Raw genomic sequence first — 25,427 nt, forward strand, 5'->3', positions numbered from 1 at the left:
AGTGAAACGATGCATCGCCGATGGTAGTGTGGGGTTTCCCCATGTGAGAGTAGGTCATCGTCAAGATTAAATTCCGAAACCCCAATTGCGAAAGCAATTGGGGTTTTGTTTTTGCGCGCGGAAAACGGTTCTTATCTCCAAACAATTTTGCACAGTTATTTTCGGGACGGACCTCTAGAATAGCTTCACGCCTTTTCAGAGCCAGAGCCTTGTATGTCAGATACGGTTGACGCCCCCCGGCTGTCGGAGTTGCCGCTGGACGATCTGGTGGCCTGCCACGAATGCGACTTGCTGATGCGCAAGCCAGAGCTGGCCCACGGAGAAAAAGCCCAGTGTCCCCGCTGTGGTTACGAGCTATATGCACACCGCCATAACGTCGTGGATCGCAGCTTGGCATTGGTTATTGCCGCGCTACTGCTCTATGTCCCCGCGAACTTTTTACCCATCATGCAGCTCAATCTACTCGGACAATCCTCTGAGGACACCGTGTGGAGCGGCGTTATCGGTTTGTTCAATACCGATATGCAAGGCGTGGCGGTGGTGGTGTTTCTCTGCAGCATGGGTATTCCATTGCTCAAGCTGGTCTGCCAGTTGCTCGTGCTCCTGAGCATTCGCCTGGACATAGGTCGCAGTTACGGCCTGTTGCTGTACCGCATTTATCACCACTTGCGGGACTGGGGCATGCTCGAGGTCTACCTGATGGGGGTATTGGTTGCCATCGTCAAGCTGGCGGACCTGGCTGCCATGACGGTCGGCCTGGGGTTGGTGTGTTTTGTCAGCCTGTTATTGGTTCAGGTGTGGCTTGAGGTGGTCATGTCGCCCCATCAGATATGGGATGCCCTGGCCGGGGAGGATGCGTATGCGGGCGATTGATGCGGGCATTCTGGTCTGTAATGAATGCCACGAGCTGAACCGGCAGGAACCCGATACCGATGAGCAGATCTGCACTCGCTGCGGAGCCCTGGTGCATGCTCGTCGCCCCAACAGCATCATGCGTACCTGGGCACTGCTGATCACCGCGGCGATCCTGTACATCCCGGCCAATGTGCTGCCGATCATGACGGTCACGTCACTCGGCCAGGGTGACCCCAGCACCATCATGTCGGGGGTGATCGTACTGGTGCAGCACGGCATGATCCCGATTGCGGCGGTGGTGTTCATCGCCAGTATCCTGGTGCCCACCTTCAAGCTGGTGGGGATTGCCCTGTTGCTGTTTTCGGTCCAGCGCCACCAGCCATTATCGGCGCGGCAACGCATTTGGATGTACCGCTTTATCGAGTTCATCGGCCGTTGGTCGATGCTGGATATCTTTGTGATCGCCATCCTGGTGGCGGTGGTGAATTTCGGCCGACTTGCCAGTATCGAGGCCAATCTCGGTGCAGTGGCCTTTGCCAGCGTGGTGATTCTGACGATGCTCGCCGCAGTAACTTTTGATCCCCGACTGATCTGGGATAACACGGAGTCGGACGACGACAATGAGTGATTTGCCTAAAGCTAAAACCCGTCCGGCTTCGAACTGGTCGGCCATCTGGGTCCTGCCCCTGATCGCGTTGCTGATCGGCGGATGGTTGGGCTGGCGTGCCTACAGCCAGACCGGTATCGAGGTCCAGGTGCGCTTTGAAAGCGGCGAGGGCATCCAGGCCAACAAGACCGAGGTGGTCTACAAAGGGATGTCGGTGGGCAAGGTCAAGGCCCTGGCCCTGGACGACGAAGGCAACACCAGAGGGGTGATTGCCACTGTCGAGATGAACAAGGACGTCCAGCAATACCTGAAGAGCAGCACACGCTTCTGGCTGGTCAAGCCGAGCGTGACCCTGGCCGGGATCACCGGACTGGAGACGCTGGTTTCAGGCAACTACATCGCCATCAGCCCGGGAGAGGGCGAGCCTGCTCGCAAGTTCAAGGCGCTGGCCGAAGAGCCGCCGTTATCGGATGCCAAGCCGGGCCTGCACGTGACCATCAAGGCGGATCGCCTGGGTTCGCTGAACCGCGGCAGCCCGGTGTTCTACAAGCAGATCCAGGTGGGGCAGGTGAAAAGCTACCTGCTCTCCGAAGACCAGAACACGGTGGAGATCAAAGTCTTTATCGAGCCGACTTACGCCAACCTGGTGCGCAAACATACGCGTTTCTGGAACGCCAGCGGCATCAGCATCGACGCCAACCTGTCCGGTGTGAAAGTGCGTAGCGAATCCCTGGCCAGCATCGTCGCCGGCGGTATCGCCTTCGCCACCCCGGAGAATCGCCGGGACAGCCCGCCAACCGACCCGACCCTGCCGTTCCGTCTCTACGAAGACTTCGACGCGGCGCAGGCGGGCATCCGGGTCAAGGTCAAGCTGAGTGATTTCGAAGGGCTCCAGGCAGGCCGCACGCCGGTCATGTACAAGGGGATTCAGGTCGGCAACCTCAAGGCCCTCAAGGTCGACCCGGATCTGTCCAGCGCCACGGCGGAACTGACCCTGGACCCCTTGGCCGAGGATTATCTGGTGCAAGGCACCCAGTTCTGGGTGGTCAAGCCTTCGATCTCCCTGGCGGGTATCACCGGTCTGGAAGCCCTGGTCAAAGGCAACTACATCGCGGTGCGCCCAGGTGACAAGGGCGCTGCTCCGCAACGCGAATTCGAGGCCCGGCCCAAGGCACCGCCGCTGGACCTGCGCTCCCCTGGCCTGCACCTGGTGCTGTTCACCGAGAACCTCGGTTCGCTGGAGGTGGGCAGCCCGATTCTGTACAAGCAGGTCAAGGTCGGCTCGGTGCAGAGCTACCAGTTTTCGCGGACCCGCAAGCAGTTGGTCATCGGCGTGCACATCGAGAAGGAGTACGAAGGGCTGGTGAACGGCTCGACGCGCTTCTGGAATGCCAGCGGTGTCACCTTGACCGGTGGCCTGACCGGCGGCATCCAGGTCAAGAGCGAGTCGTTGCAAAGCCTGATGGCCGGCGGTATCGCCTTTGACACGCCGGAACCCAACGTGCCGCTGAAAAAGCGCATCCCACGTTTCCGCTTGTATGCCGACAAGGAGCAGGCGACACAGAAGGGCACCCTGATCAGCATCAAGGTCGATCGCGCCGATGGCCTGCGTCCAGGTACGCCTATCCGCTTCAAGGGGCTGGATGTCGGCAAGGTCGAAGACGTCGACCTGAGCGGCGATCTGCAGTCGGTGCTGCTCAAGGCTCGGATTACCGAGGTGCCGGAGCGAATCGCGCGGGTTGGCAGCCAGTTCTGGGTGGTCAAGCCGGAGCTTGGCTTGATCAAGACCGCCAACCTGGAAACCCTGGTGACCGGGCAGTACATCGAAGTGCAGCCGGCGGCGAAGAACCTCGGCGCACAAACCAGCTTTGTCGCCTTGCCCCAGCCACCGGAAGCTGCGATCGCCGAGGCCGGCCTGAGCCTGGTGCTGAGCGCGGCGCGGCGCGGCTCGCTGAAGGTCGGCGTGCCGGTGACTTACCGCGAGGTAACGGTGGGCAAGGTCACGGGCTACGAACTGGGCCAGACCGCCGACCGGGTGTTGATCCATATCCTGATCGAGCCGAAGTACGCGCCGCTGGTGCGTGGCGGTACGCGTTTCTGGAACAGCAGCGGGTTCGGTATCGACATTGGCCTGTTCAAGGGTGCAACTGTCCGTACCGAGTCGCTGGAGACCCTGATCCAGGGCGGCATCGCCTTTGCCACGCCGGATGGCGAGCGCATGGGCAACCCGGCACGGCCGGAACAGACCTTCCCGTTGTTCGACAAGTTCGAGGACGAATGGCTGACCTGGGCACCGAAGATCCCCCTGGGCAAATAACCCAGAAAACAAAAAGGCCGTGATCGAAAGATCACGGCCTTTTTGTTTTACGGCTTCGGGCGGGTTACACCTCGTCCAGCTCCGCTTCGGCTTCCGGTTCGACGTTCAGGGTGGCCTTGACCTGATCGTGACGGCGGATGTACTTCCAGTCCGACTCGTCGATGTAGATACCGTTCGGGCCGCTGCCGCCTTCCAGGTCGATGGCGACCTGGGCCGACACCTGCGGCTTCACACTGGCCAGGATCGGCACAAAACCCAGTTGCAGGCTGGTTTCCAGCAGCGCTGCCTGGTTCTTCTCGTCGATGTCCGCGGCCTCGTCGAGGTAGTACGGCAGGCGGATGCGCCCGGCCTGTTCGCGATCCATCAAGTGCAGCAACAAGTACATGTTGGTCAGCGCCTTGATGGTCATGGTGGTGCCGTTGGACGCCGCGCCATCGATATCGGTGTGGATCACCGGCTGGCCATGGACCTTGGTGATCTCGAACGCCAGCTCGAACAGGTCCTTCAGGCCCAACTGGTTGTGGTTGGCCGCTACCAGGCGGGCCAGGTATTCCTTGGCCTCTTCGTTCTTGCTGTCCTGTTCGGCGCTCTGGCTCAGGTCGAACACCGACAGGGTCTCGCCTTCTTCGTACTGGCCGGCGCTGTGGATGATCTGGTCGATGTGCTTGAGGGCTTCCTTGTTCGGCGCGAGCACGATACGGAAGCTCTGCAGGTTGGACACCTGGCGTTTGTTGATCTCACGGTTGAACAGCGCCAACTGGTGCTCGAGGCTGTCGTAGTCGCTGCGGATATTGCGCAGGGTCCGGGCGATGTCGGTGACGGCCGCGCGACGCGCCTTGCCCAGGGTCAGGGCTTCGTCGGTGCGGTGCGCATAGGCGTTGATCAGCAGTTGCAGGCGGCGCTCCATGTCGTCTTCGCTGTCGAACTTGGCCACGCCCTTGAGGCGCACCTGGGCGTACAGCGCCTCGATCTGGCCATCGACCCGCTGCAGGCCCTGCCAGCTGTCCTGATAGTCGTTGAGCAGGGGCAACAGGTTGTCCATGGAGTCGTCCACCGGCTCCATGAACGGCGTGCCGAACGGCAGGTCCGCCGGTAACAGCTGGCGACGGCGCAGGGCGTCGTCGAGGGTGCGTTGCTTGGCTTCCATGTCGCCGATCTGCCGGCCCACCAGTTGCAGCTTGGCCGACAGTTGCTGGACGCGTTCGGTGAAGGCGTCGCTGGAGCGCTTGAGTTCGTCCTGGGCGGCTTCCATCTGCGCCAGCTGTTCCAGCTTCTCGCCTTCCTCGGCGCTCAGGGTCTGCGCGCGGCGGAAATCTTCCAGGGCTTTCTGCGCATCCAGCACCTGCTGGTACAGCGCTTCGGTCTGGGTCTTGCTCGCGGCGCGGTCGGCGGCCACCGCGGCCTGGGTTTTCAGCTGCTTGAGTTCTTTGTCCAGGCGCTCTTTCTGGTCGCGCAATGCCGCGCGGTCCGCCAGGGCCTGCAAGGCCGGTGGCTCGATGTGGGAAATGTCGATGGACAGCCCCGGCACTTCGAAGCGCTCGCCCTTGAAGCCATCGAGGATCAGCTCCACGGATTTGACCCAGTCGCCGTTCTCGTCCAGGGCGATGCCGTGTTCGCCCAGCGGCAGGCTGAACAACTGGCTGTTGAACAGGCGCATCAGGCGCTCGACGTCCTGTTGCGAGAATTCCTCGCGCAGGCGCGCATAGCTGTTGTTGTCGGCGTTATCGAGCTGCTGCTTGACCGACTTCAGGCGTTTTTCCAGGTCCCGCAGGCGCTCTTCCAGGTCCTCGGCGGAGAACTGCCGGGACTGGGCCAGGGCGCCGGCCAGTTCGTCGTGGGCATCCTTGGCCGCCAGCAGTTGCTGCTCCAGGACCTTGACGTCATCCACCAGGGCGAAACGATGCTTGAGCACCGAGAGCTCGCCGAGCCAGCGCTGGGTGCCGGTGATTTCCCGCTCCAGGCGCATCATTTCCTGGGTGCTGCTGCGCTGGTCGTTCTGCAGTGCGTCCTGCTCGTTGCGGTAGTGCTCGGCCTGGATGGTCAGCTCTTCCTTGCGCGCGCTGGCGTAGTCGGACCAGGTGCCCAGCAGCGAGTCGAGCAGCGGCGACAGGCGATGCAGTTTGCCGCGCAGGATGTCGCGCTGTGTCACGCCGTTGGCCAGGGCTTCCACCAGGGGACCCGCGGCCACCAGCGAGTTGTAGTCCTGCTCCATGCGGCGCACGTCGCGGAAGGCGTCTTCGCAGGCGGCGATGTAGTCGACGCTGCCGGAACGCAGGCTGTGCTCGAAGGCATCGAGGAACAGCTGCTTGAGCTTGGCCGCGGTGATTTCGCGCATGTGCAGCAGGTTGATGAACAGCGCGCGGAAGGTCTTCAGGCTCTGCTCGCTGGTGGAGCGCAGCGGGATCAGGGTCAGGTCCAGCGGAATCGAGGTATGCCCGCCCACCAGCAGACGGCGCAGTTCATCCGGCTTGAGTTCATAGGCCTTCAGGCCCTGGCGCTCGAGGTTGGTGAACAGCTCTTTCTGCCGCAGGCAGGTGTCGTCTTTCTGGTAGTGCGCCAGGTCCAGCGAGCCGGCATAGGCGAAGAACTGGTGACCGAAACTGCCGCCCGGACCGCGCCCGGCCACGCCGATCACATGCGGGCCATGGGGCAGGGACACTTCCACCAGGATGTAGCTGGTATCGGTGGCGAAGTAGAAACGCCGCGACTGTTCCAGGCTGTACTTGCCGAAGCTCATGTCCGACATGCGTGCCAGGATCGGGAATTGCAGGGCGTTGATCGAAGCGGACTTGCCCAGGTTGTTCGCGCCGTAGACCGACAGCGGTTCTTCCAGCGGGAACAGGCCCAGGCTGTAGCCGGCGGTGTTCAAAAGGGCAAAGCGGCGGATGCCGTAGCGTTCCTTGCTCATGCGTCGAGCTCCTGTTCTTCGGCAATGGCGCGGGCCAGTGCGTCCTCTTCACTTTCCGATTCGACGAATTCGCTGAGGTCCAGCGGGTCGTCGGTCTGCAGCAGTTTTTCGTCGCTGTCTTCGTCGATCAGCACCGGCGTCGGCAACGGCAGCACGCTGTGCAGGCTGGCGGCCAGGTCACGGTCCTGCTGCACCGACAGGCACACATCGAGGAAGCGGTGCATCGGCGGCAGGAAGCGGTAGATGCCCGGCTCCTCGCCGGCAAAACCCAGTTGGGTCATGCGCCGCATGATTTTTTCTTCCAGTTCTTCATGGGTCTGCACTTCGGCCTGGATGAACAGGTCGCGGTACTTCTCCAGCAAGGACGGCAGTTCGTCGCGGCCGAGGCTGCCGCCGTCGAGCACGGCGACCGGGTCGCGGCCCTGGTCGGCCAGGTGCTCCACCAGGATGAAGGTGAACAGCGCCAGGCGCTGGGCGGTCTTGTTCACCTGGGCGGCGGCGTTCTCCGGCACGAAGTAGTAGAAGCCACGGGTGTCGCACACCAGTTCGAAGCCCAGGGCTTTGAACAGGGTGCGGTACTGGTCCTGGAAGTTCGACAGCTGGGAGTACAGCTCCGGGTCGCGGCGGCTGACGTGATAACCCTTGAACAGCTCGCGAAAGATCGGCGCCAGCTGGGACAGTTCGGAAAGATCAAGATGCATGGGGAGTGCTCGCAGAATTCTCAGCGGCGTCATCGCGGGCCGAGAGCAGGGCGAAGGAGCGCAGGCTGACCTGGTGCTCGTGGGTGTGGTAGTCGCGGCGTTCCAGACGCTCGCGCTTGAAGCGTTTTTCCCGCGACAGGCGGGAGAACCAGTACAGCAACTCGTCGGTGGCACCGTCCGGTTCCTGCTCCAGCAGCCAGGTCATCAGGTCCGGCATCGGCAGGGCATCTTCGCAGCGGTCGAGCATCTCGCGGACCGTACGTGGCGCCCGTGGCGCATTGCCGCCCTTGTGGGTCTTGTGCGCCTTGGGGAAGCGCGTCGGCTTCGGCTCGAAGCTGGCCAGGGCATAGACATAGGCCTCGACCTGGCCGGAGCTGCCGAGGAAGGTGCTTTGCGGACGGGTGAACAGTGGCATGGCCGCTTGCGGCACGGCGTCGATGCCCTTGCGCCGGATGGCCGACAGGGCCAGGGCCGCGCCGCGGGTCACGGCGTTGTGCCGGCGGGCTTCTTCACGCAGCGGCAGCAGCAGTTCCCGGGCGTGACGCAGGGTCAGCTGGGCGCTGGTCTGCATTTCCAGGATCCGCGCGTGGGTGCGCAGCAGCATGTCGTCGTCCACCAGGTGGCCCAGGCGCTGCTGTTCGGTGAGCATGCGTAGCAGGACGTTCTCGACCTTGCGCACGCCTTGCTCGAAGGCGCCGTCGGCGTTCACCAGCTGGATCATCGGCTCGACGTATTCGTCCCAGGTGGCCAGTACCTCGGCGTACCGCTGGCGCAGGGGAATCTGCCGGTCGCTGGTCTTGGCCCGCTCGGCGACGGCCACCAGGGCCTGTTCGTCGTTGGCGAGCTTTTTCAATACATCGCGCACGCGCATGTCCAGCAACCGCAGCTGGCGGGCCAGGTCATGGCCGTCGCGGATGTCGAAGGCGTCCTGGATGTAACCGGCCAGGCGTTCGAGGTGGCGCAGGTAGGCTTCGATTTCCAGGCACAGGCCCAGGCGGTGCTCGCGCCGCAGGTAGGCGAGGAAGTCGTGGATCTGTGCGTTGAGCTCGAAACGGTTCGGGCTTTTCGCCACCGGAACCAGGATATCCAGGCGGATCCACACGTCCAGCAGGCTGGTAATGTCCTGTGGCGTACTGTCAATTTGCTGGGTGGCCAGCTGTGAACGCAGTTCGGCGAGGCTCAGGGTGCCTTGGTCGAAGTGCTCGCACAGTGGCTCCAGAAGTGCCCAGTGTTCGGCGAGGGCGCGCAACACGCGCTTGGGTTCGATCATCGGAATGGCCGGCTGGTTGGCAATGAAAAGCAGCGATTGTACTGCATCGGAAGGCCGACGATTCACCCCTCGGTCTTGTCATGGGCTGGACCGGTGTTTTTGTGACGAATCAACTGCGGGCGATCTTCGGCGAAGGACGGTAGAATCCCCCCACTTCAGTTATCCACAAGTGGCCGACCTTTGCTTATCGAGTCCCGCCGTCGCGCTTATCTGTCCGCCATGCAGGTGGTCAGCTGGCTGCCGCGCACCGAATTGCCCTTTGCGGCGCCGTCCCGTCCCGAGTTGCTGGTGATTGCCGAGCCCGTGGTCGAGGCCCCGGCAGCCCCTGCACCTGTGGCCAAAACGGTTGCCGAGCCTGTGGCCAAGCCTGCCGAGCGGCCGAAAATCGAAGTGCCGCGTCCCACCGGCGCTGCCGTTCGTCCGGTCAGCAAGCCCGTGGTCGATGCCGAGGAAGCCCCGGCGCCGGTCAAGGCCCCGCCCGTGCCGCCACCGCGTTTCGCCCTGCAATTGCTGCGCGCCGGTCGTTGCCTGCTGCTGGTGGAGTTACCCACAGGCGAAGCCTTCCAGAGCCGCGACCCGGCCTATCTGCTGCTCAAGGACATGCTGCGCGCCGCCGGCCTGCCGGACAGCCCGCAGATCCTCGCCGAGCCGGTGCGCTGGCCGATGCTGACCCGCGGCAATCTCGACCAGGGGCCGGACGCGGCGCGGGATTTCGTCCAGGCCTTTGTCGGGGCGCGGGTCGAAGAAGAACCTTGTGTCTGCCTGTGGCTGATCGGCCTGCCGGCGGTGCGTTTCGCGGGCGAGGCTGATGCGCAGTCCTACAACCGTGAACTCCAGGTCGAAGGCCTGGGCTCGGCCTGGGCGCTGCCTGGGCTGGAACTATTAATGGAAGAGCCACAGCGTAAGGCTGATGTCTGGCAAGCCATGCGTCGGCTGATGGCGCGTTGGAAAAGTAGCAATGAGTGACGCTTTATCGTTCCGCCAGGCTACCGAGGCGGATCTGGATGCCATCCTGAAAATCGAATACGCGGCGTTCAGCCATCCCTGGACCCGCGGCATTTTCACCGATGCCCTGAAATCCTATGAAGTCTGGCTGATGTTCGAAGGCAGCCAGCAGGTCGGCCACGGGGTGATCCAGGTGATCATCGACGAAGCCCACCTGCTCAATATCACCGTCAAGCCGGAAAGCCAGGGCCGTGGCCTGGGCCTGCGCCTGCTGGAAGAATTGATGAAGCGCGCCTACCAGAAAGACGCGCGCGAATGCTTCCTCGAAGTGCGTTCCAGCAACCAGACCGCCTACCGGCTGTACGAGCGCTACGGTTTCAACGAAGTGGGCCGCCGCCGCGATTACTATCCGGCGACAGGCGGGCGCGAAGATGCGCTGGTGATGGCCTGTACCCTGGTCGATTGATCGCACTGGCTGATGTAGGAGCGAGCTTGCTCGCGATGGCGTCAGCGGTGACGCCGCCTGCTGTCAGGTTTTAGGTGTGATGCTGGTCCTGCTGGCGCTATCGCCGGCAAGCTGGCTCCTACAGGGGCTCGGATAGCGCTTCAGCGTTTTCCATCCAGCGGATCGCGCTGGGCCAGCTCGGCTTCGTCCAGGCCATTGCCGCCGCCGATATCGTCTTCATCGACAATGCTCAGGTCCCAGTCGGCCGGCTGGTCTTCACCGGCTTCATGGGCGGAGCGGGCGCCGTCTTCGCGGATCAGGTTTTCCGGGGTCAGCTCATCGTCGTTGGGCTCATCCTCGGCGTTGCCGGTCAGGCCGGAGCCATGGATGTGCCTGTGGGGAGTACGATGCTCCACAGGGCTGGAAGCAGGGTCGCCGACCCTGGCGCCGGGTTCTTCTTCATCGAAATCCAGCTCTTCCATGGAACCCATGCGGTCTTCGTTGTCGTCGATGGGCTCGGGCTGAGGCGCGCCATAGGGACGTCGTGATTCAGTCATGACGGTTGCTCATACTTTTGGGCTTAAAGAGTGGACCCACCAGACCTGGCAAGATTCAAAGGGGTGGATAAGCGGTATCTGCATAGACGCGCGTGACCCCGACAGACAGTCGTCTGTCATAGCAACGCATCAATCCTGAGGCTTCATAGCATGAACGAACTACAAGACCTGATTGATAACAACGAGCGTTGGGCCGAAGCGATCAAGCAGGAAGATCCTGAATTCTTCTCCAAGCTGGCCCGCCAGCAGACGCCGGAATACCTGTGGATCGGTTGTTCGGACGCCCGTGTACCGGCCAACGAGATCGTCGGCATGCTTCCCGGGGATCTGTTCGTACACCGCAACGTGGCCAACGTGGTGCTGCACACCGACCTCAATTGCCTGTCGGTGATCCAGTACGCGGTGGACGTGCTCAAGGTCAAACACATCCTGGTCACCGGTCACTATGGCTGTGGCGGCGTGCGCGCCTCGATGCAGGATCGCCAGCTGGGCCTGATCGACGGCTGGCTGCGCTCGATTCGCGACCTGTACTACGAACATCGCGAAGTCCTGGGGCAACTGGCCACCGAGGAAGAGCGGGTCGACCGCCTCTGCGAGCTGAACGTGATCCAGCAAGTGGCCAACGTCGGCCACACCAGCATTGTGCAAAACGCCTGGCATCGCGGGCAGAGCCTGTCGATCCACGGTTGCATCTATGGCATCAAGGACGGTCGCTGGAAGAGCCTGAACGCCACCATCAGTGGCTTCGAGCAGCTGCCGCCGCAGTATCGCCTGCGTCCGGTCGGGGCGCTCTGAGGCGCTGAAAACCCATCGCGAGCAAGCTCGCTCCTACGGGCGATGTGCCGTTCTGTAGGAGCGAGCTTGCTCGCGATGGGATGTAGCCGTTACCGCTTGTCCGTCAGATATGCGGCGGTGCTTCGGTACTCATCGACGGTGCCGGCGCCTTCAGCTGCTTCAGCTGGGTCTGCACCGGCGTGGTGGCGCACTTGGCCTGGGCCTGTTCCGGCGTCAGCTTACGGATCGAGGTGTAGAACAGGGCGCAGGTCTGCTCTTTGTTGGTCACCTGCCAGTTCTGCGTGCAGCTTTTGAGCTGCACTGTCGGGTCGCTGCCCGGCTTGCTGCCCATCCCGGCCTGCCAGCAGGCCGCGCTCAGATCCTGCCCCATCACCTTCAAACCGGCCGCGTCGGCCTTGGCCTCGTCGCCGTCGTAGTTCTCCGGATCCGCCGCGTACCAGATGTAACTCGGGTGGTTGGAGCCCAGCACCGGCACCTTCAGGCCCGCGCTCGGGCTGATCTGCGCCAGGCCCAGCACGTTCACGGTCGGGCCGTACTGCTGCTTGATCCAGTTACGCACCGGCGCGCCGAACGCCACCATTGGCAGGGCGGCGCCGCTGGCACTCTGGCTGATTTGTTTGACCATGGTGGTCTGGTAGTCCTGGAAGTAGCCGTAGACGCCTTCCAGGTCCTTGCCCGCGCTGGAGGGGGCGGCGATCGGTGCAATGTCGATGATGGTCTGGTAGCCCGGGGTCTGCTCGGCGGGAATGCCATTGGTGGTGAGCAGGGTGGCCCAGCGGTCGGTGGTGGCCGATTTCAGGTAGTCCTGGGCCTGAGTCAGCGAGTAGTCCGGCGGGAAGTGCAGCAACTCGACGCTCTTGCGGTTTTCCAGGGCCATGCCCAGGGGCAGGAACAGGTACCAGCTGTAGGTCCATTTACCGTCGCTGTTGAGCTTGCTGGCGCCCTGGTAGGCCAGGTCGCCGGCATCCAGCAGGGCGGTCAGCGGCTTGCCATAGTCCTTCGGAACACCGCTGATGTTGGCGTACAGCTGGTTGTTATCGGTCTTCACCTTGACCTTGGCGGTGCTGTAGCCATCGCGCTTCACGCTTTGGGTCAGGTAATGCTCGACGGTCTGTTCCAGCGTCCAGTTGCGAAAGCAGATCACGTTGCAGTTGTTGGGGTAGGAGAAGAGTTGGGTGACGCGCTGGGTGTTGCCCAGCTTCAGATCGACGTTGGCCTGGGCTGCGGTGCTCAGGGTCAGGCTACTTAGGGTCAGGCCGCCCAGGGTCAGGGCGGCGAGGGGGAGGGACAATCCTGCGAGTTTCATGCTTGGCTCCTTGTCAGCGTTGGCCTCGTCTGGGCGAGGTAAGTTCCGTACTGAAACAGTAGCGGGTGACAAGGAAAAGGGTGGATTTCTTTTGCACCCGCAGACGGCCGCCCGGGCGGCCGCTGCCGTCGGTTCAGGCCGGGAAGTGCAGGGCATTGCTCAGGTCGCCCATGGGCGCCTGCCCCCGGGCGGTCATCGCCGCGTCCCGTTGCTTGAGGCCGTCGAGCGGTTCCAGCTGGAACACCCGGGTGATCAGCCGCAGGATCGACGCGGTGTCGTACACCGTATGGTCCACCGTGCCCTTGCGGGCGAACGGTGACACCACCAGCGCCGGGATGCGTGTCCCCGGCCCCCAGCGGTCGCCCTTGGGCGGGGCGACGTGGTCCCACCAGCCGCCGTTCTCATCGACCGTGACGATCACCACCATGTTCTGCCACTGCGGGCTTTCGCGCAGCACCTTCAGGGCACGCACGATATGCCGGTCGCCCGCGGCCACATCGGCATAACCGGCGTGCATGTTGAGGTTGCCCTGGGGCTTGTAGAACGCCACCGGCGGCAACTTGCCGGCCTTGGCATCGGCGAGGAAGCGGTTGCTGCTCGACTCATCGCCCAGGCCCGCATCGCGCAGGTGATGGTTGCGTTCGTTGGGATGCTCGGGACCGAACTGCGCGAAGTAGTTGAACGGCTGGTGGTGGTACTGGAAGTTGGGGATCTTCGGAATCCCCGCCGAATCCTTGTAGGCGTCCAGCGTGACCTGCCAGGCGCCGGCGTACCAGGCCCAGTCGATGTCCTTGCGCGAGAGCTTGTCGCCGATGGTGTCGTGGCGCTGCGGCACCAGCACATTGGGCAGGTCGGCCTTGGCATAGGCCGGGCGCTGCGGGTCGCGGATCCAGGTCGGCCAGTACGGCGGGGCCATGGTATTGACCGCGTAGCCGTCCGGGGTCAGCAGGCTCGGGCCGAATTGCGGCGGGCCGCTCATGGCGCTGGCCGGGGATTGCTCCAGCGGCTTGAGGCGGGTGTCGAGCGGGTCGTCGCTCTGCAGGGTGGCGATCTGCGGCTTGGCCACCGAATTGGCCGCGTCCGGATAGAACGGCACGGCGGCGCTGATCAGGTACTGGTGGTTGAGAAACGAGCCACCGAAGGTGCCCTGGAAGAAGTTGTCGCACAGCACGAATTCCCGGGCCACATCCCACAGGCGCAGCTCATAGCGGCTCTGGGCGTAATGCCCCATGGGCAGGCCGCCGGAGTCGGCCCAGGCGACGAAACCATCGTTCTTGCCGCCGTTGATCTGCATCTGGTTCTGGTAGAACACGTGCCACAGGTCGCGGGTGACCAAGCCCAGGGGCAGGTCTTCGCCATCGGGGCCCTTGAGGGCGAAGGGCGCGTTGGGCAGGTGCTCCTGGTACTGGGTGCCGACCGGATAGGTCACGCCATCCAGGGCCTGGGGCCCGACCTGGGTGACGCCACCCCAGACCGGCGGCAAGACCGACAACAGGCTGCCGTCGCGGTCGCGTTGCTGATAGTCGGCGGGCTTGAGGGCCGAGAGCGGTTTTTCCAGCCCCGGGAAGTCGGCGAACAGATTGTTGAAGCTGCGGTTCTCGGCATAGATCACCACCACGTTCTTCACGTTGTCGCGCAGCGCGCGGTCCAGTTCGGCCGGCGACAGCGGGCGTTCCACCGGCTTGCCCGGCGCCGGGTCGTTGTGGCCGCAGGCGCTGAGCGTCGCGCCGACCCCCAGCACCGCCACGCCGCCGAGAAAACGCCGGCGGCTGGTGTCGGTGGGTGGCTCCGTGGCCTTGGAATGTTCTGGGTCTTTCGAGTGTTCGTCGCTCATGCGGGTCCCTGATTACCTTTCGATCAATTCGTAACAAAGTATTTCGGCTGCACGGTAGCAACCGAATATGACGGAAAGACTACAGAAAAGGCTCTGGGACGGGGCTTAGACGCTGGTAGGGGGAAGCTGGAAGGCGTGTAGGGTTGCTTCTGCAGGAGCGGCTGGTCGACGCTCGATTGCCTGCGATGACGGCATGACGGCGCCCTCGGCCTGGCGGCCGATCGCGAGCAAGCTCGCTCCTACAGGGGAGCGAGCCGCTGGCAACAGATTACGGCGCCACGGGCGGCATGTAGCTCAAGGTGGTGCCCAGTGCCCACAGCAGCACCAGCACCAAGGGTGCGTGGACCAGCAACTGGACGAAGGAGAAGCCGATCAGGTCCCGCGCCTTGAGCCCCAGCACCCCCAGCAGCGGCAGCATGTAGAAGGGGTTGATCAGGTTCGGCAGTGCCTCGGCGGCGTTGTAGATCTGCACCGCCCAGCCCAGGTGGTATTGCAGGTCATTGGCCACCTGCATCACGTAGGGCGCCTCGATGATCCACTTGCCGCCGCCCGAGGGAATGAAGAAGCCCAGCACCGCCGAGTAGACCCCCATCAGCAGCGCGTAGGTGTCGTGGGAGGCGATCTGCACGAAGAAGGTCGAGATGTGGTGGGCCAGGGTCTGGCCGTCGACGCCTTTGACCACCGTCAGCAAGGCCGCGATGGAGCCGTACAGCGGGAACTGGATCAGCACCCCGGTGGTGGTCGGCACGGCGCGGGCCACGGCTTCGAGGAAGCTGCGCGGGCGCCAGTGCAGCAGCGCGCCGAGCATCAGGAACAGAAAGTTATAGGTGTTGAGCCCGGAAATCGCGGTGATCGCCGGCTTGGTGGCGAACTCATGGTAGAGCCAGCCGGCCGCCAGCAGGGCCAGCAGGATGGTCAGCAGCGGGCTGTATTCCAGCCACTCGCCGGGGCGGGTGCGCGGTTGTGGCTTGGGCATGCTGAAGCTCGGGTCGATGCCGCAGGCCTTGGCGTCGCGCGCCGAGCTCGGACCGGGGGCGGTGGCATAGGCGATGACCAGCGAGACGACGATCAAGGCCAGCAGCAACACGCCCGACTGCCAGAGAAAGATGGTCTGGGTGAACGGAATCACCCCGGTGATCGACAGGATCGACGGCGGTAGGCTGCCGGGGTTGGCCTGCAATTGCGCGGCGGAGGACGACAGGCCCAGGGCCCAGACCGCGCCCAGGCCCAGGTAGGCCGCGGCACCGGCGGCGCGGTAGTCCATGCGCAGCTCGGTACGCCGGGCCAGGGCCCGCACCAGCAAGCCACCGAACACCAGGGACAGGCCCCAGTTGAGCAAGGAAGCGACCATGGAAATCAGCGCCACCCAGGCCACGGCGGAACGGCCGTTCTTCGGGATGCGCGCCAGTTTGTCGATCAGCTTCACCGCCGGCGGCGAGCTGGCGACCACATAACCGCCGATGACCACGAAGGCCATTTGCATGGTGAAGGGGATCAGGCTCCAGAAACCGTCGCCGAAGGCCATGGCGGTGTCGGTGGGCTTGGCACCCATGGCCATGGTGGCGAGGGCGACGATGATCACCGCCAGCGCGGCGAACACCCAGGAGTCGGGGAACCAGCGCTCGGCCCAGTTCGAGCAGCGCAGGGCAAAACGGGCGGAACGGCTGTCTTCAATGTCTGTGGACACGTCGATACCTCAAGTCTTTTTTATGTTTATCAGGAGGTCGGTCGCCTCAGGCTGGGGCGATCGAGAACTGTGCAAGAATGCGGCAATTGGTACCCACTGCAAAGGATTGAAGTACATGCCATTCCCGCTCGAAGAACGCCAGGCGCTGCTCAAGCTCAAGGGTGTCGGCGAAACCGTGGTCGCCCGCCTCGAACAACTGGGTATCGATTCCTTCGCCCAACTGGCCCGGGCCGATGCCCTGGAGATCGTCACCCAGTCCTCGGCCCTGGTCGGTTCCAGCTGCTGGAAAAACAGCCCCCAGGCCCGCGCGGCGATCCGGGCGGCGATCGCTCTGGCCAAGGGTGCCTGAAGCGGTGAGCCGCGAAACGCCTTTCGCCTATCAGGCCGTCTACCGCTACCTGGTGGAGTGGCTGGACGGTGCCAGCGCGGCCGAGCAGCGCCTGCCGTCATTGCGCGCCCTGGCCCAGCGCCTCAAGGTCTCGGTTTCCACCACCAAGTACGCCTACGCGTTGCTCGAAGACGAAGGGCGGATCTACGCCCGGCCCAAGCGGGGCTACTTCAGCCGCCCCGTGCCGGCGCCAGGGCTGGCGCCGGATACGGAGCTGCTGGACAGGGTCTATGCCTACGCCCGCCAGCCAGGAATGCTGGCGCTGTGCAGCGACGCCCCGGCGATATTGCTGTCGCTGGACAATCCCCTGTTGACCGCCGAGCGCGAGCTGGTGCGCCAGTACCCGCGCTCCCAGGCACCGCTGTACCAGCCGTTTGGCGAGGCGGAACTGCGCACGGCGCTGGCCGAGCGCTACACCCGCTCGACCACGGATTACTGGCAGGCCGAGCAGGTGTTTCTCGGCACGGATTTGCGCGCGGTGCTGGCGTTGTCGCTGGATGCCCTGGAGCTGAACGGCAGCGTCGCCCTGGTGGAGTCGCCTTGTTCCTGGGCGATCCTGCGGCAATTGCAGGCGGCGAAGATCCGCGTGATCGAGCTGCCGCTGGACGCCGCAGGACGCTTCGATCGCCAGCGCCTGCAGGAGGTGCTGCAACGCGAACCGGTGCGCCTGGCGCTGCTGTCTTCGACCCTGAGCGCGCCCCACGGCAGCCTGATGCCCGCGGCGGACAAACGGCAGCTGTGCCGCTGGCTGGGGGAGCGCGGCATCTGGCTGTTGGAAAATGACAGCTATGGCGAGTTCTGCTTCACCCCGGGGCCGGCGCGGTATCGCGATTACGCCGATCCCGAGCGGCTGCTGGTGTTTTCCACCTTCGACAAAGTCATAGGTTCCGAGGCGCCCTTCAGCTATGTGTTGTGCCGTGGCCAGGGCGCGCGCTTGCAGCGGCACTTTCTCGAGCGCGCGTTCCGCCTGTCACCGATCCGCCAGAAGGCCGTGGCCAAACTGCTGGGCAGCGGCCGGGTCGATCAGCACCTGGTTCAGTTGCGCGGCTTGCTGCGCGAACGCATGGGCCAGCTGCAGGCGCTGCTGGCCGAACACGCCGCCGAGCAGTTGCGGGTGGTCACCCCGGCCGGGGGCGCGACCCTGTGGGCCGAGGCCACGCGCCCGGTGGAGATGCTCCAGGTCTATGAGCAATTACTGGGGCAGGGCATCGTCATCGCCCCGGGGCAGATGTTCAGCCAGCAAGGCCTGTGGCGCCATCACCTGCGCCTGAGTTTCACCCTCGACTGGCGCCAGGACATTGCCGGCGCCGTGCAACGCCTGGCCCGGGCCATCGATCAGACGCCGTAGCAGTGTCGCGCCTCGGGGAAGCGGCCGTCGCGCACCTCGGCGGCGAACCGCTCGCAGGCCTGGCTGATCAGCGCGCCGGCATCGGCGTACTGTTTGACGAAGCGCGGCACCTGGGGCCCGCCCAGGCCCAGCAGGTCCTCGGTCACCAGCACCTGGCCGTCGCAGGCGGGGGAGGCGCCGATGCCGATGGTCGGCATCGCCGAGAAGTCGCTGATGCGCCGCGCGAGGTTTTCCGCCACCCCTTCCAGCAGCAGGCTGAACGCCCCGGCCTCGAGGTGGGCGCGGGCGTCGGCCTCGATGGCCTGGGCGGTGGCATCGTTCAGGCCCTGGGCCTTGAAGCCGCCCATGACATTCACGTACTGGGGCATCAGGCCGATATGCGCCATAACCGGAATCCCGCGCTGCACCAGGAATTCTACGGTCGGCGCCAGGGCCAGCCCGCCTTCGAGCTTGAGCGCGTCACAGCCGGTGCGCGCCAGCACCTCGGCACAATTGCGGTAGGCCTGTTGCGGCGATTCCTGATAACTGCCGAACGGCATGTCGGCGATCACGCAGGCCAGCCGGGTGCTGGCGACCACGGCGCGGGTGTGGCCGATGATCTCTTCCAGGCTCATGTCCAGGGTCGAGGTGCGGCCGTAGCCGACCATGGCCGTGGAGTCGCCGATCAGCACGAAATCGACGAACGGGTCCATCAGCCGCGCCATGTGGCTGGTGTAGGCGGTCAGGGAGACGATCTTCTGCTGGCCTTTCATGGCCACCAGTTGCGGCACGGTCAGGCGTTTGCTGCGGGTATGGATGCTCATGGCGGCTTTCCTGTTGCGGGTGGGAAAGTCGCCGATTATTGGCGTCCGCGGCGCCGATTCAATGCACAGGAAAAGCCTAAAAACCGACCCAGAAGGGGGTTGCGGTTGTCCCTCGCGGCGTTTGCGTAGACCATGGGCGCCTTGAATTTCGCCCAACACCGAGTGGCTTTATGTCCTTTTCCCCTGACGCGCGGCCGGCGCCGTTTTCCCGGTCCGACTACAAGACCCTGGGCCTGGCGGCACTGGGCGGCGCCCTGGAAATCTACGATTTCATCATCTTCGTGTTTTTCGCCCTGACCCTGAGCCAGCTGTTCTTCCCGCCGGAAATGCCCGAGTGGCTGCGGCTGTTGCAGAGCTTCGGGATCTTCGTTACCGGCTACCTGGCGCGCCCGCTGGGCGGCATTCTCATGGCGCACTTCGCCGACCGCCTGGGGCGCAAGAAGGTGTTCAGCCTGAGCATCCTGATGATGGCCCTGCCGTGCCTGCTGATCGGCATCATGCCGACCTACGCGCAGATCGGTTATTTCGCGCCGCTGTTGCTGCTGGTGCTGCGGGTGCTGCAAGGCGCGGCGGTGGGCGGTGAAGTGCCGAGCGCCTGGGTGTTCGTCGCCGAGCACGCACCGGCCGGCCATCGCGGTTACGCCCTGGGCTTTCTGCAGGCCGGGCTGACCTTCGGCTACCTGATCGGCGCGCTGACCGCGACCCTGCTGGCGCAACTCTTCACCCCTGCGGAAATCCTCGATCACGCCTGGCGTTATCCGTTCCTGCTCGGTGGAGTGTTCGGCGTGATCGGCGTCTGGCTGCGCCGCTGGCTCAGCGAAACCCCGGTGTTCATGGCCATGCAGGAACAGCGCGACAGCGCCGTCGAACTGCCGTTGCGCACCGTGCTGCGCGAGCATCGCCTGGCCCTGTTGCCGGCGGCGATTCTCACCTGCGTGCTGACCTCGGCGGTGGTGGTGTTCGTGGTCATCACCCCGACCATGATGCAGAAAACCTTCGGCATGAGCGCCAGCCACACCTTCGCCCTGAGCAGCCTGGGCATCGTGTTCCTGAATATCGGTTGTGTGCTGGCCGGGCTGATCGTCGACCGCATCGGCGCCTGGCGCACGGTGATGCTCTACAGCCTGCTGCTGCCGCTGGGCATCGGCCTGCTCTACGGTTGCCTGATCAGCGGCGGCGCCTGGGTCGGCCTGGCTTACGCCATCGCCGGCCTTGGCTGTGGCGTGGTGGGCGCGGTGCCATCGGTGATGGTCGGCTTGTTCCCGGCGCGGATTCGCGTCTCCGGCATTTCCTTTACCTACAACATCGCCTACGCGCTGTGGGCGAGCACCACGCCTTTGCTGCTGATCGGCCTGATGCCCTGGAGCCCGTGGATCTGCGTGATCTATTGCGCGGTGATGGGCGCGGTCGGGGTGGTCAGCGCGGGGTACTTCGGTACGCGCATGCCGAGGCTGGCAGGCAGTGGGGCGCCTGGGGTCTGTGCCGGGTCCTGAAGGCGCTTTCGCGCAGGGGAAAATCGCCCCCGGCAAACGCCTGAAGACGCCGGGGAACGCGGGCTAGAGCCTTCGCTGCCAGCCCGCGTTTTAGCCCGGCCAAGACCGCTGAAAGTTGTGCTTAGCCAAGGCCCATTTACCCGCTAATCTCTCGAAAAAAACGCGCGGTCCACGCGCCAGTTTTCGGGAGCTGCCTTGATCCGGTCCGCCCTTCGTTCCCTGCGTGATTTCTCCACGCTGCCCCCGCTGCTGCAGGCGGCGTGGTTGTCCTTTGCCATTGGCCTGTTCATGGCCCTGCTGCATCTGTGGATCTTCAACTTTGTCGACTATGGGCTGGACGGTGCCAATGTCGAATCCCTCAGCGGCAAGGTGCTGTATGCCGACCGTGGCGGGATGCTGATAGAGGACGCGGAGAGTGGCGAATACACCCGGCTCAAGGTGGTTCGTGGCATCAGCTATCTGAACGTCGGCCATGACCAGATCCTGGGTCGCACGCTGAGCTTCACTCACCTGCGCGACGCGGTGCTGACCTGCACCCTCGATGGCCAGGAGCTGTGCATCGCGCAATGCGCCAACGCCATGGAATGCCTGGACAGCCGCCGCGAGCGCGAGACGCCGCAGGGCATGTTGATCGTCGCGTTCGGTACCAGCCTGGTGTGCCTGGGCTTGCATGGGCTGCGCCGGCGCAAGCCCGCGTCGGGTAGCGGGATCTTTTGAATTGCCGCCGGGCACCGTTGCCCCTAGGCTGTGCGGCATCCGTTTCAGACCAGGAGCCCCGCATGCAGGTCGTGCCGATACTCGAGACTTGTGCACAGGTGCAGGCGCGTGTGCGCGAGCTGCGTAACCAGCCGGATGTGCGCAAGTACATGTACACCTCCCACGAGATTTCCGAGGCCGAGCACCGTGCCTGGCTCGACTCGCTGGCGGGCAATCCGCGGCAGTCGGTGTTCGTGGTGCTGCAAGAGGGAGTCGCCTGTGGCGTGGTGTCGCTGAACGCGATCAATGCCCTGCACAAGAGCGCCGACTGGGCGTTCTATCTGGACAGCGGCTTGCAGGGCAAGGGCCTGGGCAGCCAGCTGGAATTCTGGCTGCTCGACCATGCCTTCGGCGCCGCCGGCCTTGCGAAGCTCAACTGCGAGGTGCTGGCGCTGAACCAGGCGGTGATCCGCCTGCACCAGAAATTCGGTTTCACCCTCGAGGGCGTGCGCCGGCAGAACGTCGAGAAGGACGGCCAGCGCATCGACGTGGTGCTGCTCGGCATCACCCGCGAGGAATGGGCCGCCCGGCGCCCGGATATGCTCGCGGTGATGGCGCGCCTGGGGCGCTGAAAGCCGTCATCCATAACCGCCAGATGGCAGCAGCATGACCATTGCGTCATTTTGCCGGGGCCGGCTGCCCGGGCCGGCTATCATCAGCCACGACGATTTCCACAGGTGGGGGCTTTCATGGGCGCAGGGCACAGTCACGGACAGGTTCGGGCCGGACACGAACGCAAGTTATGGATGGCCCTGGGGCTGACCGGCAGTTTCATGATCGCCGAGGTGATCGGCGCCTTTGTCACCGGCAGCCTGGCGCTGCTGTCCGATGCCGCCCATATGATGACCGACGCGCTGGCGCTGGCGATCTCCCTGGTGGCGATCCAGGTCGGCAAGCGCGCGGCCGATCGCAAGCGCACCTTCGGTTATGCGCGCTTCGAGATTCTCGCCGCGGCGTTCAACGCCCTCCTGTTGTTCGTGGTCGCCTTCTACATCCTGTTCGAGGCCTGGCAGCGCCTGTCCGCACCGGCGGAAATCCAGTCCACGGGCATGCTGGTGATCGCGGTGCTGGGGCTGGTCGTCAACCTGATTTCCATGCGCCTGCTGGCCTCGGCGAGCGCCGAAAGCCTTAACGTCAAGGGCGCCTACCTGGAGGTGTGGAGCGACATGCTCGGCTCCATCGGCGTGATCGTCGCGGCCTTGGTGATCATGTACACCGGCTGGGGCTGGGTCGATTCGCTGGTGGCCGCGGCCATCGGTTTCTGGGTGCTGCCGCGCACCTGGACATTGCTCAGGGAGAGCATGAACGTACTGCTGCAAGGCGTGCCGGACGGCATCGATATCGATCAGGTCGAGCAGGGCATTCGCGCCATCGACGGGGTGACCGAGGTGCACGACTTGCACCTGTGGGCCCTGACCAGCGGCAAGAACGTGATGAGCACGCATCTGGTGGCCGACCTGGGGCGGCGCAGCGAGCAGCAGATCCTGGCCGAGGTCACCGAGTTGATGCACGAGCGCTTCGATATCTCCCATGTGACGGTCCAGGTCGAACAGGCCGGCTTTCACGAACAGGGGCACGAAGAGCACGTACATTAATCACCTGTAGCCGCTGCATCTTGCGGCTACATCCGAACCTGTAGCCGCTGCCGAGCCCGCGAGGCTGCGATCGACCGCGCAGCGGGCGCTGCTCTTGAACTCGCAGGAGGTCCTTCGGACCTATCGCAGCCTGCGGCAGCGGCTACACCGATCCCATGCACCGAACTATCGGGTTGCACCCTGTAGCCGCTGCCGAGCCTGCGAGGCTGCGATCGACCGCGCAGCGGGCGTCGCTCTTGAACTCGCAGGAGGTCCTTCGGACCTATCGCAGCCTGCGGCAGCGGCTACATCTGCATCTTGCGGTTACCCCCGCGCTGTCAGTCGCGCTCTTCGAGCACGTAGCCGACGCCGCGCAGGGTGTGGATCAGTTTGCTCTCGAACGGGTCGTCGATCTTGGCCCGCAGGCGGCGGATCGAGACTTCCACCACATTGGTGTCGCAATCGAAGTTCATGTCCCACACGAACGAGATGATCTGGGTCCGCGACAGCACCACGCCGCTCTGGCGCATCAGCAGATGCAGCAGGGCGAACTCCTTGGTGGTCAGGTCGATGCGCTGTTTGCCGCGAAACGCCCGGTGGCGGCCCTGGTCCAGCTCCAGGTCGGCCACCCGCAGCACGTCGGGGGTCGGCGACTGCTCGCTGCGTCGCAACAGGCTGCGCACCCGCGCCAGCAACTCGGGGAATTCGAACGGCTTGACCAGGTAATCGTCGGCGCCCAGGTCCAGGCCCTTGATCCGGTCCACCAGGCGTCCCTGGGCGGTGAGCATCATGATCCGCGTATTGCTGTTCTGGCGAATGCGCTGCAGCACTCCCCAACCGTCCAGCTCCGGCAGATTGACGTCGAGAATCACCAGGTCGTAGGCGTGCTGGCGGGTCAGGTGCAGGCCGTCGGCGCCGTTATTGGCGCAATCGACGACGTAGCCGCTTTCGCTCAATCCCTGATGCAAGTAGTCGGCGGTTTTCGGTTCATCCTCGATCACCAGAATGCGCATGCTGAATTAGCCTCGGTGTTTAATGCAGTGGGGCAGTCCCATAACTTCGTTGGAAGTAACGGGCTGGATGATTCAACTTTCAAAGTTCTTGATTTAAAACTTTCGAAGTGGCGTGCGGGGAGAAGTTGTTTCTCTATATTTCAAGTTGTTGGTTGTTGCACTTGCCTTCGGGGCGATGGCCCGGATGTTAATACACAAGCCCGTGGCAGAGCGTTTGCTAACGGATTTGTAATCTTTGCGCCACCCTGTCGATAAGTACCGAAGGCTACATTTGGCCGGCACTAAATACTCACCTGTTAGTTGTTTTATGGGTGGAGTGTGGATGCGTCGTGCCGGTTCAATTTCCTCGCACCGCAGAGCCTCCGCCGTCACTCTGTACCGGTAAGGGGCCAGAACGCGTTATGCCAACCCTCATTAAAAAACTTGCCTGGATAGTCGGGGCATTGTCCGGCGTTCTGTTGTTGGCCAGTGCCGCGCTGCAGGACGCCGCGGCGGCCGAGAGCCGGGTGCTGAACCTCGACAACGCCTTGGCCAGTGCCTTTGCCAACAACCCCGAACTGGCGGCGGCGCGCTGGGAAATCGACATCGCCCAGGGTGGTCGCCAGCAGGCCGGGTTGATCCCCAATCCGGTGTTGTCCTGGGACGCTGAAGACACCCGCCGCAGCTCGCGCACCACCACCGTCAAGCTCAGCCAGACTCTGGAGCTGGGCGGCAAGCGCGGCGCGCGCATCGATGTCGCCAGCCGTGCCCAGGACGCCGCGGCGCTGGAGCTGGAACGCCAGCGCAACCAGCTGCGCGCCGATGTGATCGCCGCCTTCTACGGCGCCTTGCGTGCCCAGGAGCGCAGCGATCTGGCCGGCCGCTCCCTGGCCCTGGCCGAGCGCGGGCTGACGGTGGCCAAGGGCCGGGTGAGCGCCGGCAAGGCCTCGCCCGTGGAGGCCACTCGCGCTCAGGTCCAGCTCTCGGAAGTGCGCCTGGAGCTGAGCCGCGCCGAGATGGACCGGGCCAACGCCTATCGCCAGTTGGCGACCGTGACCGGCGCCGCCACCACCGACTTCAGCGCCGTCGCGGAGCCGGCCAGCGGGCTGCCGTCGCTACCGCCTTCGGCGCAATTGCTGGCGCGCCTGCAACAGACCATCGAACTGCGCCTGGCCGAAATGCAGGTGGTGCAGCGCGAAGCCTCCCTGGGGTTGGAAAAGGCCCAGCGCATTCCCGACCTCGATATCAGCGTAGGCAGCCAGTACGACGCCAGCGTGCGTGAGCGGGTCAACCTGGTCGGGGTGTCGATGCCGATTCCGCTGTTCAACCGCAACCAGGGCAACGTCCTGTCGGCCGCGCGCCGCGCTGATCAGGCCCGGGACCTGCGCAACGCCGCGGAGCTGCGCTTGCGCAGCGAAACCAAGCTGGCGCTGGATCAGTGGAGCACCGCCAGCAACGAAGTGCAGTCGTTCAACCAGGTGATCCTGCCGGCCGCGCAAAACGCCGTGGACACCGCGACCCGCGGCTTCGAGATGGGCAAGTTCAACTTCATCGAGGTGCTCGACGCCCAGCGCACGCTGATCAGCGCCCGCACCCAGTACATCGCCGCCGTGGCCCAGTCCACCGATGCCTGGGTGCGCATCGAGCGCATCTACGGCGATCTCGCCGGCCCCGATCGCACGCTGTGAGAACCGCGTTGTTCGTCCTGTTGGGCCTGGGCGCGCTGCTGGTCACCGATTGCAGCGTGCCGCTGCCGAGCCGGGTCGAGGAGGACTCGGCCCATTGGTGCCTGCATGAGTTGCATCGGGCGCTCGGCGATTTCTTTTTTCCACAGACCTCATGACGC

At 64.2% G+C, this 25,427-nt stretch carries 23 protein-coding genes; 14 read left to right on the forward strand and 9 right to left on the reverse strand.

What is annotated here, in order from left to right; all coding sequences use genetic code 11:
* Positions 1–213: 213 nt before the first annotated feature.
* From BMY68_RS09250 to BMY68_RS09260, 3 genes are read left to right on the forward strand one after another with little or no spacing between them, the layout of a single operon-like run.
* Positions 214–873, forward strand: a complete 660-nt coding sequence (locus BMY68_RS09250) for a paraquat-inducible protein A (protein WP_062824589.1) — start codon at positions 214–216, stop codon at positions 871–873.
* A complete protein-coding gene (locus tag BMY68_RS09255) occupies positions 860–1,483 on the forward strand; it encodes a paraquat-inducible protein A (RefSeq protein ID WP_085532507.1) in 624 nt (207 codons plus the stop codon). The genes BMY68_RS09250 and BMY68_RS09255 overlap by 14 nt, the downstream gene beginning before the upstream one ends.
* Positions 1,476–3,779 (forward strand): PqiB family protein, encoded by a 2,304-nt coding sequence (locus BMY68_RS09260; protein ID WP_085532505.1) that lies wholly within the window; start codon positions 1,476–1,478, stop codon positions 3,777–3,779. The genes BMY68_RS09255 and BMY68_RS09260 overlap by 8 nt, the downstream gene beginning before the upstream one ends.
* A 64-nt stretch (positions 3,780–3,843) precedes the next feature.
* On the opposite strand, the gene mksF is transcribed toward BMY68_RS09260, so the two are convergent.
* From mksF to mksB, 3 genes are read right to left on the reverse strand one after another with little or no spacing between them, the layout of a single operon-like run.
* Entirely contained in the window at positions 3,844–6,687 is a 2,844-nt protein-coding gene (gene mksF / locus BMY68_RS09265; RefSeq protein ID WP_085532503.1) for an Mks condensin complex protein MksF, read from the reverse strand.
* Complete coding sequence (gene mksE, locus BMY68_RS09270; RefSeq protein ID WP_007930132.1) at positions 6,684–7,388, reverse strand: Mks condensin complex protein MksE; 705 nt, start codon at positions 7,386–7,388, stop codon at positions 6,684–6,686. The genes mksF and mksE overlap by 4 nt, the downstream gene beginning before the upstream one ends.
* Positions 7,378–8,658: an Mks condensin complex protein MksB gene (mksB, locus tag BMY68_RS09275; RefSeq protein ID WP_037005321.1), complete on the reverse strand. Its 1,281-nt coding sequence runs from the start codon at positions 8,656–8,658 to the stop codon at positions 7,378–7,380. The genes mksE and mksB overlap by 11 nt, the downstream gene beginning before the upstream one ends.
* A 180-nt stretch (positions 8,659–8,838) precedes the next feature.
* On the opposite strand from mksB, the gene BMY68_RS09280 reads away from it, so the two are divergent.
* Together BMY68_RS09280 and rimI are read left to right on the forward strand one after the other, a co-directional pair.
* Positions 8,839–9,624: an energy transducer TonB gene (locus tag BMY68_RS09280; protein WP_085532501.1), complete on the forward strand. Its 786-nt coding sequence runs from the start codon at positions 8,839–8,841 to the stop codon at positions 9,622–9,624.
* Positions 9,617–10,069, forward strand: a complete 453-nt coding sequence (rimI, locus tag BMY68_RS09285) for a ribosomal protein S18-alanine N-acetyltransferase (RefSeq protein WP_009045633.1) — start codon at positions 9,617–9,619, stop codon at positions 10,067–10,069. Before BMY68_RS09280 ends, rimI begins: the two co-directional genes overlap by 8 nt.
* A 140-nt stretch (positions 10,070–10,209) precedes the next feature.
* Here rimI and BMY68_RS09290 read toward each other — a convergent pair whose 3' ends face one another.
* Entirely contained in the window at positions 10,210–10,605 is a 396-nt protein-coding gene (locus BMY68_RS09290; protein WP_062824592.1) for a hypothetical protein, read from the reverse strand.
* A gap of 150 nt (positions 10,606–10,755) precedes the next feature.
* Here BMY68_RS09290 and can point away from each other — a divergent pair, with 150 nt between their 5' ends.
* Positions 10,756–11,400 carry a carbonate dehydratase gene (gene can, locus BMY68_RS09295; RefSeq protein WP_007930139.1) on the forward strand — a complete coding sequence of 215 codons (645 nt, stop codon included), beginning with the start codon at positions 10,756–10,758 and terminating at the stop codon, positions 11,398–11,400.
* Between the two features lie 103 nt (positions 11,401–11,503).
* Here the strand turns inward: can and BMY68_RS09300 are convergent, their stop codons facing one another.
* From BMY68_RS09300 to BMY68_RS09310, 3 genes are all read right to left on the reverse strand, one after another.
* Positions 11,504–12,706, reverse strand: a complete 1,203-nt coding sequence (locus BMY68_RS09300) for a hypothetical protein (protein ID WP_009045631.1) — start codon at positions 12,704–12,706, stop codon at positions 11,504–11,506.
* Positions 12,707–12,839: 133 nt separating this feature from the next.
* The gene (locus tag BMY68_RS09305) at positions 12,840–14,540 is read right to left on the reverse strand and encodes an acid phosphatase (protein WP_085532499.1); all 1,701 of its coding nucleotides are present in this window, start codon (positions 14,538–14,540) and stop codon (positions 12,840–12,842) included.
* Positions 14,541–14,808: 268 nt separating this feature from the next.
* Positions 14,809–16,227: a short-chain fatty acid transporter gene (locus BMY68_RS09310; protein WP_085532497.1), complete on the reverse strand. Its 1,419-nt coding sequence runs from the start codon at positions 16,225–16,227 to the stop codon at positions 14,809–14,811.
* A 115-nt stretch (positions 16,228–16,342) separates the two neighbouring features.
* Here BMY68_RS09310 and BMY68_RS09315 point away from each other — a divergent pair, with 115 nt between their 5' ends.
* Both BMY68_RS09315 and BMY68_RS09320 read left to right on the forward strand, forming a co-directional pair.
* Positions 16,343–16,576: a Pathogenicity locus gene (locus BMY68_RS09315; RefSeq protein ID WP_085532495.1), complete on the forward strand. Its 234-nt coding sequence runs from the start codon at positions 16,343–16,345 to the stop codon at positions 16,574–16,576.
* Positions 16,577–16,580: 4 nt separating this feature from the next.
* Entirely contained in the window at positions 16,581–17,963 is a 1,383-nt protein-coding gene (locus BMY68_RS09320; protein WP_085532493.1) for an aminotransferase-like domain-containing protein, read from the forward strand.
* On the opposite strand, the gene panB is transcribed toward BMY68_RS09320, so the two are convergent.
* Positions 17,951–18,766, reverse strand: a complete 816-nt coding sequence (panB, locus tag BMY68_RS09325; RefSeq protein WP_062824598.1) for a 3-methyl-2-oxobutanoate hydroxymethyltransferase — start codon at positions 18,764–18,766, stop codon at positions 17,951–17,953. The genes BMY68_RS09320 and panB overlap by 13 nt on opposite strands.
* Positions 18,767–18,936: 170 nt before the next feature.
* Here panB and BMY68_RS09330 point away from each other — a divergent pair, with 170 nt between their 5' ends.
* From BMY68_RS09330 to BMY68_RS09345, 4 genes are all read left to right on the forward strand, one after another.
* Positions 18,937–20,259: an MFS transporter gene (locus tag BMY68_RS09330; protein WP_085532491.1), complete on the forward strand. Its 1,323-nt coding sequence runs from the start codon at positions 18,937–18,939 to the stop codon at positions 20,257–20,259.
* 195 nt (positions 20,260–20,454) lie between these two features.
* Entirely contained in the window at positions 20,455–20,976 is a 522-nt protein-coding gene (locus tag BMY68_RS09335) for a hypothetical protein (RefSeq protein ID WP_239694087.1), read from the forward strand.
* 62 nt (positions 20,977–21,038) lie between these two features.
* Complete coding sequence (pseH, locus tag BMY68_RS09340; RefSeq protein WP_085532489.1) at positions 21,039–21,587, forward strand: UDP-4-amino-4,6-dideoxy-N-acetyl-beta-L-altrosamine N-acetyltransferase; 549 nt, start codon at positions 21,039–21,041, stop codon at positions 21,585–21,587.
* A gap of 117 nt (positions 21,588–21,704) precedes the next feature.
* Positions 21,705–22,610 (forward strand): cation diffusion facilitator family transporter, encoded by a 906-nt coding sequence (locus tag BMY68_RS09345; protein WP_007930163.1) that lies wholly within the window; start codon positions 21,705–21,707, stop codon positions 22,608–22,610.
* Positions 22,611–22,927: 317 nt separating this feature from the next.
* Here the strand turns inward: BMY68_RS09345 and BMY68_RS09350 are convergent, their stop codons facing one another.
* Complete coding sequence (locus BMY68_RS09350; RefSeq protein WP_007930804.1) at positions 22,928–23,602, reverse strand: heavy metal response regulator transcription factor; 675 nt, start codon at positions 23,600–23,602, stop codon at positions 22,928–22,930.
* A gap of 401 nt (positions 23,603–24,003) precedes the next feature.
* On the opposite strand from BMY68_RS09350, the gene BMY68_RS09355 reads away from it, so the two are divergent.
* Both BMY68_RS09355 and BMY68_RS29860 read left to right on the forward strand, forming a co-directional pair.
* A complete protein-coding gene (locus BMY68_RS09355) occupies positions 24,004–25,269 on the forward strand; it encodes a TolC family protein (protein ID WP_085532487.1) in 1,266 nt (421 codons plus the stop codon).
* Entirely contained in the window at positions 25,266–25,424 is a 159-nt protein-coding gene (locus BMY68_RS29860) for a hypothetical protein (RefSeq protein ID WP_160166694.1), read from the forward strand. Before BMY68_RS09355 ends, BMY68_RS29860 begins: the two co-directional genes overlap by 4 nt.
* Positions 25,425–25,427 lie beyond the last annotated feature (3 nt).

The organism is Pseudomonas sp. NFACC41-3, from assembly GCF_900109505.1.
In the GTDB taxonomy this organism is placed as follows: domain Bacteria; phylum Pseudomonadota; class Gammaproteobacteria; order Pseudomonadales; family Pseudomonadaceae; genus Aquipseudomonas; species Aquipseudomonas chlororaphis.